Genomic DNA, 11,928 nt, shown 5'->3' with positions numbered 1-11,928 from the left:
TCATGGCAGGTACCCTTTGGTAATCGGTTATATGGTTTAGTTTGGTTTAATAGTAAACACCTTACTTTAGCAGGGTGATCCTTTTGGTGAACATCTGCTCACCGGCAGAAAGCCTCAGGACGTAGACCCCGGCCGGGACTGCCTGGCCCTGGGCGTTATTGCCGTCCCAGCGCAGGCTGTAAGCTCCGGCCTGCCGGCTGCCGCTGAATACGGTCCTTACCTGCTGACCCAGCATATTGTAAATGCTTACATTCACCATTACCGATTTGGAGATTTGGTACTTAATGGCGGCATATTGTGTACAGGGGTTGGGGCTGATGCTTACCTGGTTCTCAAAGGAACCCAAGGATATCCCGGCCGAGGCAGACACCGGGCCGTAGTAGGTAACCTTGCCGTCAAGCTCCTGTTCGGCTATCTTGTAATAGTAAGTTACTCCGGCTTCGGCCTGGTCGTCAACAAAGCTGTAACTGGAACCGGAGGCGGTATTGCCCGCGGCCGGCAGTTTGCCCACCAGGGCATAGCCGTTGTCGGCGGTAAGGCTGCGCTCCACCATCCAGCTGGCGCTGTTGCTTTCGCTGGCGGTGTTCCAGGTGATCTCCACCCGGCCGGGCTGGCTGATGGCGGTAAAGGAGCTTAGTTCCACCGCCGAGGGGGCGGCCGAGACCACCCAGTTGCTGGTAGTTCCAGTAAGAGCGAAATTGCGCAGAGTGCCGTCAACCGGGCTGGCCTTGCCGTAGGCGCCGGAGGAATCGTACAGCGTTGTTACTGATGGGTTGGAGCCGTCGGCCACGCCCTGGTTGAAGGTGTACTGGGCCACCAAGTCGGAGGTTCCCGGTGCCACCACGCTGTTCATGTTGGCCGCTATTTGCGCCTGGGTGCGGGCCACCTTCCAGATGCGGAATCTGTCAAGCGAACCGCAAAAGCTGTAGTTGTAATTTGGCTCATTTAGTTTTCCCAATATTAAGGAATCTGAGGTTTGATTTAGCTCGTAGGCAGTAACCGTTGACGTTTTATCAAGAATGCCATTGATATACCATTTAACAGTGCTTCCAGAAAAAGTCACGGCAACATGCGTCCAGGTATTTACGGTCAGGCTGGTGGTAGATGTAACATCAAAATAGGTGGTATTCGTATTCCCCCACAAAAGCCGCATTGTTCCGCCCCATAATCCAAATTTATATCCGCCGGGATTGCCGTAATATGTAGACCGTGTGCAGATGAATTTTGGACCGCTGGGAATGGTGCTTAACTTTATCCATGTTTCGAAGGTCGCCTGGTTTGTTAAAACAAGCTTTTCATTATGAGGCACAGCGATGTAGTCATTAACACCGTCAAAGTTAAGACTGTTGGTTGCGGCCCAGGCAGGGGCGGCCAGGAATAATCCGGCCAGCACGATGGTCACTCCGAAAAGAATCCGTTTCATGGCAAGTCTCCTTTGGTTATTGGTGGTTGTTTTGGGTTCCGCTGTTTTGTTGTTTTCCATCGAAGGATCTCCTATTGGTGATTGATGCGGAGCGATTTTTAAAGATTATTCATGGTTTTCTCCCGTAACTGTATTTGTTATTAACGGTTCATAGTTCCCGGCCAGGCTACCTGGCCAGCACTAATTTTTTAGTCATCTCGGCCTGATCAACATTCAGTTTGTAAAAATAGATCCCGGCGGAACATCTTTGGCCCTGATGGTCTTGGCCGTTCCAGTTCACGGTATAACTACCGGCCGGCTGCCACTGATCCACCAGGGTCTTTACTTTTTGCCCCAGCATGTTGTACATGGCCAGGCTGATCCGGCCTGCCTGGGAAACCTGATAACAGATGTTTGCCTCGGTGAATGCCGGGTTGGGGTAGCTTTGCTCAAGTTTCACAAAAACCGGCAAAACAACCGCCGGGGAACAATTTTGGACCCCGGCTGAAGAGAACGATGGAGGGATCTGAGAGTTGTTGATCGTTTTTTGGGCCTGCCAGTAGTATTGGTCCGGATCAGTGGCCAATCCGCGCTTTACGATGATCGTATCCCGGGCCACTTTGATCCGCAAAGGGGTGCAGGTAACGGCATCAAAACCTCCGGAATAGCTGGCAGTGACCACGGTGGTGTTCCCGGCCACCCCGGCCAGGATCATGGTATCGCAAAGATTTTGACCGCCATTGCCGAATGCCCTCCGGCCGCATAGCGAGGTTTTTACGGTTTCGACCTCGGCCTTCCGGCCTTTCATCCCCCACCAGTAATACAGGCAGCTGTCGGACAGTCCAATACTATCGCCTTTAATTGTCAATGCTGGCATAGACGGCACTAACTGGTTTAGTTTCATCAACCTTGATCCGTTTTGCCTGTTTTCAAGGTACATCAGCCAGGCATTGCCACAGCCATAATCATTAACCCCGTAGTACCCAAACCCCATTGTGCCAGTATTATTATTTTCAATGTAAATGCCTTTGGAGTTTAAGTCAGGCTTGATTGCACGAAACCCATGGTCAACATATATTCCAGACCCAACATTATTGAATGCGGCAAACCCCGCCTGCCCTTGACTGGAAAAACCTTCGGCTACAAATCCGCCATAAGTTGCCTTTCCAACATCAACCCTTATACCGTCCCCAGTATTGTCGCATGTAATTTTTATGGCGGCGGTATTTGTATCTTTACCGTTGGAAATTCCATGATGATTAATTTTCATGCCGTTTGACCATCGAGAAAAGCTTTCCAGCTTTATCCCGGAACCATTAATATCATTAGCGTAAGCGTCTATGTCAAGACCTACTATACTAGTAGTGTTATCTGTATGAATTCGCATATGTTCCACAAGAGGTAAATACAGTAAGCAGCCCGGTCCGCGATACGCCCAAATCGTGCCATCACCATACCGAAAAGTATCAATAACAGCTTCCTCACTACTTGCTAACAAACCATTGGTGGTGTGCGCCACATCACTTCTCAAGTATTTGGTCAAGGGGTTCCCGCCCAGACTGTCGGTGTTAATCGCCAGAACAGGAACGGCCAGAGACAAGGTCAGCAAAAGTATAAAGCCTACTACCTTTATTCCGGATTGTTCAATGCTGAAGCACTGGCTTAAAAAGTTTTTCATGGAAGGATCTCCCGGTGGTGATTGATTATGTTACTGCCATATAAACAAGCAAGAGGTGTGCCAAAAACACCAGTAGCTCATAACACATTAATATGCAAGATATTACAATTTAAAAAAGCATGGAATATCTCAAAAAACATGTCACGATATACAGACAAACAACTGTTTTTAAGACAACTGGTTTAGTGCTATTGCCTAGTCCCGACCTGGTATCATTCAGCATTTTCTGACAGCCAGTAGAGATGTTTAACCTTACTGGAGGAAGGAAGAGCGGCCCTAAAATGCCAGTTGAAAAAACAAGCTGAATAAGGTATAATTAGGATATGGAAAAAATTACCGTGAAGCCCAAAAAAATATTAGTGGTTGATGACGACCGCAATGTGCTGTTTTTGATCTCCGAACTTTTATCCCGGGATAACTATGAGGTCATTCAGGCTTCGGACGGACTGGCCGCTTTGAACCAGATCCGCCAACTGCTGCCAGAGCTGGCGGTGCTGGATGTGATGATGCCCGGCCTGGATGGGTTTGAACTCTGCCGCCGGATAAAAAATGATCCGCTGACCATGGGCATAAAAGTGATAATGGTCACCGCCAAAACATCCGGCAAGGACATCGAGACCGGGCTTTTGGCCGGAGCCGACCATTACATCACCAAGCCGTTCAAGATGGCGGAACTTTCCGATAAAATAAGAGAACTGATCGGCTGAATAAAAAAAGGCGGCTTATTTAAAAGCCGCCTTTTAATTTTTCCGTCTATTCTATAATAGTGTGCTTTGTCCTTAAGCCTGGGCCTTTTCGTCGACTGGGACCGGGATGATTATGGGTCTGGGAATGTAAGGCCTCGTGTCAATGATTGCTAACTGGGCATCAGTTGTTGCTTTTTCGTCGATTGGGACCGGGATGATTATGGGTTTAGGGATGTAAGGCCTCATGTCAATGATTGCTAACTGGGCATTAGTTGTTGCTTTTTCGTCGACTGGGACCGGGATGATTATTGGTCTGGGTATATAAGGCCTCATGTCTGTGGCAGTGTAAACCACGGCATTGGTTTGATCAAATGAAACCGGGCTGGCCGCGAAGATCAATCCGCAGGCGATCAGGAGCAGGGTTAGGTTTTTCATTTTGACTCTCTTTATTTTATGGTTTTTGTTTTTCATGTTTACATCATAAATATAAAGCAATTGCCGTGCCATCAATTGACCACGAACTGCAAAACACTATCCGGGAATCACTTGCCTCATGTTTGGGCTGCGGTTGATGATCCCAAATTCTTTTTCAATAAGAAAAAAAGTGTTACAATAGTCCTTTATTAGTTACTCTTATCTGGGGTTGACCAATGCCATCAATGTCCTAAAAATACTATGGATTTTACGGCTTTCCTGTGATACAATAAATGCTTAATAGGTTTTATCATCAATAATATTGAGGGAAGATGAAGATCAAATTCAATATCATTTTCATTTTGCTGGCTGTGCTGGCAGTTTTCGGCCAGTCGCAGGCCACAGTTACCCGGCAGGTAAGCATGCCCGGTATCTCAGCTTTCACGTTGGATGACCGGGACATTTTCAACCAGCCTTCGCTTCTTCCGTTCTATTACCGTGCTGCCATAGTGGATCTGAGCGGGGACAGCAGTAAGATAACCGGGCAAAGCTCGGTGCTTTTGACCTATGCCGACCGGGAGCAGACCTTTGGGGTCATGGGGCTGGCGGTCAATCACCGCTCGGATGCCGCCCAGAATATGATCGGCTTCATCAATCCCTTTGTGGACACTCTGGGCATTGGCATAAACCTGATTGACAAGATCAAGGATAACGGCCTGGGTCTTAACCTGCCGCTGATCCCGGAACTGGGGTCAGAGTTTGACCTGATCTACGCCCGTAAATTCGGCGACCGGACCGCCGGAATAAGGCTGGAGCATTCTTTGGGCCAAAGCAGTTATTCCTATTCCAACGTGGAAAACCAGGCTTCCTGCGCGGTCACCGGCCTGACCCTGGGCCTGGGCTACGAACCCAGCGATGCCATCCGGGTGGATGCCGGGCTGAGTTACGGAAAGCTGTCCTTTGAAAGCAGCTATACCCTGTCCCTGCTGGATTCAACCGAATCAATGAATTCCAAAGGCCTGGGTTATCTGGCATTTTCCAGCCGGGCGTTCCTAAGTCTGACCGAAGAAATGGTGCTGGTTCCGGCGGTCAATTTCAATTATTTCGACCTGGGCTACGATTACGCCAAGAACTATACCCTGGTGACCGCCGGGGGAACAAATCAAAGCACCGGATTGTTCCTGGGATGTGGCTGGCAGTTCCGGCCGGATAACAGAATGACCCTGCTGGCCGGGCTGGGTTACGGGTTTCAGAACCTGAAAATAAACGACTCACTGGTCTATCACACCCGGCAGGAAAAAACCACGGCCAGCTATCCGGCCATCACCGCCGGGGTGGAAGCCAACCTAACCGGCTGGCTGACGGCACGGCTGGGCGCCGAAAAGAAGATCTTATCCCAAAGCGTTACCAAGGATTTTTTTGACAACACCACGCTGGCGACAAAAACCATCACCCATCCCTATGAGCTTAACCTGGGCCTGGCCCTGAAAATGCGGGGATTAACCATGGACCTGATGTTAAACCCTAAACTGATCTATTCCGGCGGCAACATCGCCAGCGGTAGCAAGAACTGGCCGTTCACCAGGGCTTCGCTGGTATATAGATTCTAACGGACACCAGATACCTGCCACAAAGCGGTGCCCTGAGCAGAGCGAAGTGGCACAAAGGCACAATTGCAATTTCCCATTTCCTATTTCTTATTTAAAGGGGTCGGTGGTATTTAGGGCTTGAAATTTAAGTCAAAATTGATTATAATTATAGACTGCAACAATCTGCATTGACATAGTCACTCTTACAAATATATAATGCTTTGCTTTGCAAGGTGTTATATATTTTTATTGGTAGCCGTGTAATAACAGAAAATCAAATATCAACCATTAAGTACTTAGGAGGGTTTAAAGCTTATGTCTACCTTATCCAATATCAAGCCGTTGGGCGACCGGGTGTTGGTAAAGCCGGCGGAAGTCAAAGAGACCAAAAAGGGCGGTATCATAATCCCCGACACGGTCAAGGAAAAGCCCATGGAGGGCGAAGTGGTGGCCGCAGGCCCGGGCAAGATCTCCGACAGCGGCACCCGCATGGCCATGGACCTTAAAACCGGCGACAAGGTGCTTTACGGAAAATATTCCGGCACCGAGGTCAAGATTGGCGACGTGGAATATCTGATCATGAACGCCGACGACATTTTGGCGGTGATCGGCTAAGACGAAATATTAAAAACTAATTCCTAAGTCTAATTTATTTGCCACCAAGGCGCTAAGACACAAAAACAATAATTGTATATTCCTTAATTGCGAAATATTGGTGCCTTAGTGTCTTTGTGGCGGAATTACTAAAAGCAATAAATATTTTTAATAAACAAGGAGAACTGTTATGGCAAATGGCAAGATGATCGAATACGACGTCAAGGCCCGCGAGGCTTTAAAGCGCGGGGTTGACAAATTAGCCAATGCGGTCAAGGTGACCCTGGGACCCAAGGGCCGCAATGTGGTGCTGGAGAAGAAATTCGGCTCGCCCCTGGTGACCAAGGACGGCGTGACCGTGGCCAAGGAGATAGAGTTGGAAGATCCCTACGAGAACATGGGTGCCCAGATGGTCAAGGAAGTGGCCTCCAAGACCTCCGACATCGCCGGCGACGGAACCACCACCGCCACGGTGCTGGCCCAGTCCATATATAAGGAAGGCCTGAAGAACGTCACAGCCGGAGCCAACCCCATGGACCTGAAGCGGGGCATTGACCTGGCAGTGGAATCGGTGATCGCCGAGATCAAGAAGATCTCCAAGCCCACCAAGGGCAAGGCCGAGATCTCCAACATCGCCACCATCTCCGCCAACAACGACCGGACCATCGGCGACCTGATAGCCGACGCCATGGAGAAGGTGGGCAAGGACGGAGTGATCACGGTGGAAGAGGCCAAAGGCATGGAGACCACACTGGAGACCGTCGAGGGCATGCAGTTCGACCGGGGTTACATCTCCCCCTACTTTGTCACCAATTCCGAGCGGATGGAATCCGTGATGGAAGACGCCTATATCCTGATCCACGACAAGAAAATATCGGCCATGAAGGAACTGCTGCCGGTGCTGGAAAAAGTGGCCCAGCTGGGCAAGCCCCTGGTCATCATCTGCGAAGACCTGGACGGCGAGGCCCTGGCCACTTTGGTGGTCAACAAACTGCGCGGCACCCTGCAGGTCTGCGCCGTCAAGGCCCCCGGTTTCGGAGACCGCCGCAAGGAGATGCTGACCGACATCGAGATCCTGACCGGAGGCAAGGTGATCTCCGAGGAGACTGGATTTAAATTAGAGAACACCCAGCTGAGCGACCTGGGCAAGGCCAAGCGGGTGACGGTGGACAAGGACAACACCACCATCATCGAAGGCGCCGGCAAGGAAAAGGACATCAAGGCCCGCATCGCCCAGATCCGGGCCCAGGTGGAAGAGACCAAGAGCGACTACGACAAGGAAAAACTGCAGGAACGCCTGGCCAAGCTGGCCGGTGGAGTGGCAGTGATCAACGTCGGCGCCGCCACCGAGACAGCCATGAAGGAAAAGAAAGCCCGGGTCGAGGACGCCCTGCACGCCACCAGGGCCGCAGTGGAAGAGGGAGTGATCCCCGGCGGCGGTGTGGCCTTCATCCGGGCCATTGCCTCGCTGGATGCCATCAAGTGCTCGGGCGACTCCAAGATCGGCGTGTCCATCATCCGCCGGGCCCTGGAAGAGCCCCTGCGCCAGATCTGCACCAACGCCGGAGTTGAGGGCGCGGTGATAGTGGACGAGATCAAGAAGGCCACCAACCCCAGCATGGGCTACAACGCCGACACCGACAAGATAGAGGACCTGGTGGCGGCCGGAGTGATAGATCCCACCAAGGTGGCCCGGATAGCCCTGCAGAACGCGGCCTCCATCGCCGGCCTGCTGCTGACCACCGAGTGCGTGATCGCCGAGAAGCCCAAGGAAGAGAAGCCGATGCCGATGCCCCAGGGCGGCGGCTACGGCGGAGACATGTACTAGACCAGAAGGCTGAATACAGAATATAGAAGATAGAAGAACCCCGCCGTCAAATGACGGCGGGGTTCTTGACTCTGGAAGACAGGGTATCCCTGACCAGAAGAAAAATAAAAACCCCGCTGGATGATTCCAGCGGGGTTTTTTGGTTGGTAATGTCAACCGTTACTTATACAAAGTATAAGTGATCGTGTCGGAAACAGCCACCACATTCCCGGCGGCATCGGCCCCGGTGGTCACGGCAGTGATATAGGAAGGCTGAGTTAAGCCAGTGATCCAAGTCAGGGTGGCCGAAGCTTTGCCGGTTCCTCCGGTCACAATGGCATCGGTGATGTTGGCTCCGATCACCGAAGTAGTGCAGGCGGCGTCAACCCAAAGCTGGAAATAGATGGCGGTGCCGTCGGATACAGGATTGGTATATTTGTCCTGAAGCAGAGCGGTAATGGGAATGTTGGACGTTCCATCTGTATTGTCTGTAGGAGTGCCGCAGGCCAAGGTTAAATGGGCTGTCGGGCCGGAGATTATCACCAGGTTGATCTGGGACCTGATGGTATCGTTGCCGGCTACGCAAAAGGCGCTGACCTGGATCGGCCCAGCGGATGTGCCGCTGTTCAAGGTAACGATAGCCTGACCCAAGCTGGTGGTGGTGGTCAGGGTGGTGTATACGTTGTTGAGAGTGGCCCCGCCGGGGTTGGCGGTTATTCTAAAAGTTATCGGGGTTCCGTTGCTTACCATCTGCCCCGTCCCGTCCTTGACCGTGGCGGTTATAGCGGTGAATGATATGCCGCCGGCCCCGGCCACCTGAATATTTGGCAGAACGGAAACCAGGGCCACGCTGGCAGGGGTGGTAACCTGCGAGGAACTTACTGTCAATGTGGTGGTATCACTGTAAGCCGTGCCGGTGGCGGTGACGGTTATCACAGTACTGCCGCTGCTAACGCCTGTGGCCAAGCCGCTGGTGCTGATGGTCGCCACCGCATTATTGGATGAGGACCAGGTAAAAGCCACGCCGGTAAGGGTGTTGTTATTGGAGTCCCGGGCCACGGCCGCGAACTGCTGGGTGGAGGAAACGCTGACCGTCGGCGCATCCGGGGAAATGGTCACGCTTTTAACCGTGGCGGTGTTGGTAGCAGTGGTATCATCACCGCCAGTAGGGGCTGGCGTGGCGGTAGGGGTGCTGCTGCAACCGATCAAACCTAACGTCAAAACCAAAATGCAGGAAAGTAATGCCAGCGCATATTTTTTGTTGAACATTGCTTTGGCTCCTGATAAAAATTTAAAATTAGAAGCTTTAGAAGCTTATTGAGACGGAATCGCTGAAGGATTTATTGTACCCATAGGCATCTTCGCCATAGAATTTAAGCCACAGGGTAGCCGGAGAACCTCCCACCTCGGCGGCCAATGCGGCTATCCCTGCATTTGAATATGTAATATACAAGGAAGCTGCGGTTTCGCCACTGATAAAGAAGGAATAGTGGATAGGGTCATAATTTTTAATTACGGGATTGGTGCCAGAGCCAATAAGAGTGTGTTGTTCCGTAGTAATAATTGCATCAACCTTGTTCTTGCTTTCAAAGGTGATAGTAACAACAGTATCCTTGCCCCCAGGGCTAAGCGGAGTAACGCTGGTGATCTTCACTTCTGGGGCGGGGGTCAAAGAACTGCAGCCCATAATGACCAGGGTGATCAGGGCCACCGCCAGGGTTAAACCGATCAAAGGCTTCTTTTGCATGACTAAACCTCCCTTAAAATTTTTTATTAATTTTCGGTAGTTATGGTGTTACTTAAAAACAACCTTACAATAGAGTAGTATATTGCAGGTTAGACGTTCTGTCAAGAGATTTTTTATTTATTTTTATTTATTTTTATTTTCCTCTTGACAAACTACCTGTAAATATAATAAAATGGCAAACAGCACATCAATAGGTAAACATATATAGCTAATCATACCTCACTCATCTTATCGAGGGATATATGCCGGTATCACCAAAAGATATAGATTCCGCCAAGCTTTACACGGTCACCGAGACCGCCCGCATTTTGGCCGTCACCGACCAGACTGTGCGCAAGCACCTTTGCCAAAAAGGACTGATAGGAAAAAAAATCGGGCAACGCTGGCTGATCAAGGGAACTGAAATTCAAAAATTCATAGGCGAGTAAATTTTTTATAATATAATGGGTTCCTTTAAATGAACACATTAAATAAGAGGGATAGTTAAATGTTCTTCGGCAAAAAAGCAGCCACCCTGGGCCTGGACATAGGAAGCAACCAGATAAAGTTCGTCGAGATCCAAAAGACCGGCAAGGGCCTCGTCCTGACGAACTATGGTTCCGCCTCCTTACTGCCCGAGGCCATTGTGGAAGGCGAAATCATGGACCGGACCCTGGTGATCGACACCATCAAGGGCCTTTTTGAGACCCATAAGATAAAAGGCAACGAGGTGGTGTCAGCCGTTTCCGGGCGCGGGGTCATCGTCAAGCTGATCACCATGGACAAGCTCAAGGAGTCGGAGGCCAGGGAGCGCATCAAATGGGAGGCCGAGCAGCATGTGCCGTTCGAGATCTCGGACGTGGTGCTGGATTTTCAGATAGTGAATCCGGACCTGGGCAACAATCAGATGCAAGTGCTGCTGATCGCCGTCAAGAACGACACCATCAATCCCCAGCTTGACCTTTTAAGCGGTGCCGGGCTTTATCCGGTGATCATGGATTACGGGGCTTTCGCCGTCCAGAACGCCTTCGAGGCCAATTACGACATCCCGGCGGATGAGATGGTGGCCCTGTTGCATATCGGAGCCGACAGCACCAACATCCAGTTCATCAAAAACAAGATCCCGTCTTTTACCCGGGAACTGCCCATGGCCGGAAATGCATGTCTACAGTTGATCCAGAAGAACCTAGGGCTTTCATATGAGCAGGCTTCCGAGCTGACCAAGGGCGAGAATGTGGCCGATGTCAGCCAGGAATCAGCCAGCGAGGTCTTTGCCAGCTTTGCCTCGGATTTTGCCGGATCCATAGAACGTACTCTTTCCTTCCTGGCCATGTCCGGCACCGGCGACAAAATGAGCCGGATATTCCTCTCCGGTGGCGGGGCCTTAATCCCCTCGCTGCAGGACCATCTAAAGGAGAAGTTCGGGATCCCGGTGGAGATCGTCAACCCGCTGCAGAAAATATCATACGACCCCAACCTGTTCGGGGCCACCGGGGCAGAGCGGATAGCCCCCATGTTAACTTTGGCTGTGGGCTTGGGTTTAAGGGAGGTAAAGTAAATGATACAGATCAATCTGATCCATGACCAGAAAATTGCCAAGGTGGCTGCTCCCCGTTCCTCGGGCGGCGGTTTCAAGTTTGCCCTGCCCCGGCTGCCGTTCAACGTGGGAATGGTGGGGGCCGCGCTGCTCTTCATAGTGGTGATAGTGGCTTCGATCATTGCCTATGGCTGGCAGCAGACTGACTTTAAAATAACCAACAAAAAAATCAAAACGGACAGTCTGAAGATAGACAGTTTAAGGGTTCTAAATGCCAAGGTTCAGGAGTTAAAAAGGACTAAAGATGAGGTTGAGGCCAAGCTCAACGAGGTGAACCTCATCAATCAGGGGCGGTTCTATGAGGCCCGGCTGCTGGAAGCAGTCAACCGCTGTCTGCCGGAATATCTCTGGGTGACCCTTCTTTCCGAGGACGAAGGAAAAGTCAGCTTAGAAGGTTCCACTTTCTCCAATCTAATAGTGGTGGAACTGATGGAT

General features: G+C 50.9%; 13 protein-coding genes. 8 read left to right on the top strand and 5 right to left on the bottom strand.

Going from position 1 to position 11,928, the window contains the following annotated elements:
• Positions 1 to 61: 61 nt before the first annotated feature.
• The gene (locus Q7U71_03095) at positions 62 to 1,423 is read right to left on the bottom strand and encodes a LamG-like jellyroll fold domain-containing protein (protein ID MDO9390741.1); all 1,362 of its coding nucleotides are present in this window, start codon (positions 1,421 to 1,423) and stop codon (positions 62 to 64) included.
• A gap of 166 nt (positions 1,424 to 1,589) precedes the next feature.
• A complete protein-coding gene (locus Q7U71_03090; protein ID MDO9390740.1) occupies positions 1,590 to 3,080 on the bottom strand; it encodes a T9SS type A sorting domain-containing protein in 1,491 nt (496 codons plus the stop codon).
• Between the two features lie 323 nt (positions 3,081 to 3,403).
• On the opposite strand from Q7U71_03090, the gene Q7U71_03085 reads away from it, so the two are divergent.
• On the top strand, positions 3,404 to 3,787 hold the full coding sequence (locus Q7U71_03085) for a response regulator (GenBank protein ID MDO9390739.1): 384 nt from the start codon (positions 3,404 to 3,406) through the stop codon (positions 3,785 to 3,787).
• A 72-nt stretch (positions 3,788 to 3,859) separates the two neighbouring features.
• Here Q7U71_03085 and Q7U71_03080 read toward each other — a convergent pair whose 3' ends face one another.
• Positions 3,860 to 4,237, bottom strand: a complete 378-nt coding sequence (locus Q7U71_03080; protein ID MDO9390738.1) for a hypothetical protein — start codon at positions 4,235 to 4,237, stop codon at positions 3,860 to 3,862.
• Positions 4,238 to 4,512: 275 nt separating this feature from the next.
• Here Q7U71_03080 and Q7U71_03075 point away from each other — a divergent pair, with 275 nt between their 5' ends.
• The 3 genes from Q7U71_03075 (at position 4,513) to groL (ending at position 8,191) form a co-directional block, all read left to right on the top strand.
• On the top strand, positions 4,513 to 5,790 hold the full coding sequence (locus Q7U71_03075; GenBank protein MDO9390737.1) for a hypothetical protein: 1,278 nt from the start codon (positions 4,513 to 4,515) through the stop codon (positions 5,788 to 5,790).
• A gap of 294 nt (positions 5,791 to 6,084) precedes the next feature.
• Positions 6,085 to 6,384, top strand: a complete 300-nt coding sequence (locus Q7U71_03070) for a co-chaperone GroES (protein MDO9390736.1) — start codon at positions 6,085 to 6,087, stop codon at positions 6,382 to 6,384.
• A gap of 169 nt (positions 6,385 to 6,553) precedes the next feature.
• Positions 6,554 to 8,191 (top strand): chaperonin GroEL, encoded by a 1,638-nt coding sequence (groL, locus tag Q7U71_03065; protein MDO9390735.1) that lies wholly within the window; start codon positions 6,554 to 6,556, stop codon positions 8,189 to 8,191.
• A gap of 159 nt (positions 8,192 to 8,350) precedes the next feature.
• Here the strand turns inward: groL and Q7U71_03060 are convergent, their stop codons facing one another.
• Complete coding sequence (locus Q7U71_03060) at positions 8,351 to 9,289, bottom strand: Ig-like domain-containing protein (protein MDO9390734.1); 939 nt, start codon at positions 9,287 to 9,289, stop codon at positions 8,351 to 8,353.
• Between Q7U71_03060 and Q7U71_03055 the strand changes: the two genes are divergently transcribed.
• A complete protein-coding gene (locus tag Q7U71_03055; GenBank protein MDO9390733.1) occupies positions 9,282 to 9,491 on the top strand; it encodes a hypothetical protein in 210 nt (69 codons plus the stop codon). The two genes, Q7U71_03060 and Q7U71_03055, sit on opposite strands and share 8 nt — an antisense overlap.
• Here Q7U71_03055 and Q7U71_03050 read toward each other — a convergent pair.
• On the bottom strand, positions 9,477 to 9,917 hold the full coding sequence (locus tag Q7U71_03050; protein MDO9390732.1) for a hypothetical protein: 441 nt from the start codon (positions 9,915 to 9,917) through the stop codon (positions 9,477 to 9,479). The two genes, Q7U71_03055 and Q7U71_03050, sit on opposite strands and share 15 nt — an antisense overlap.
• 242 nt (positions 9,918 to 10,159) lie before the next feature.
• Between Q7U71_03050 and Q7U71_03045 the strand changes: the two genes are divergently transcribed.
• The 3 genes from Q7U71_03045 to Q7U71_03035 form a co-directional block, all read left to right on the top strand.
• Entirely contained in the window at positions 10,160 to 10,345 is a 186-nt protein-coding gene (locus Q7U71_03045; protein ID MDO9390731.1) for a helix-turn-helix domain-containing protein, read from the top strand.
• Between the two features lie 59 nt (positions 10,346 to 10,404).
• Entirely contained in the window at positions 10,405 to 11,454 is a 1,050-nt protein-coding gene (gene pilM / locus Q7U71_03040) for a type IV pilus assembly protein PilM (protein MDO9390730.1), read from the top strand.
• Positions 11,455 to 11,928: PilN domain-containing protein (locus Q7U71_03035; protein ID MDO9390729.1), on the top strand; the 474-nt coding region annotated here is incomplete at its 3' end.

Source organism: bacterium, assembly GCA_030655055.1.
Lineage (GTDB): Bacteria > Edwardsbacteria > AC1 > AC1 > EtOH8 > UBA5202.
Note: the sequence above shows the minus strand (reverse complement) of the source record. Positions and strands in the feature narration are given on the sequence as shown.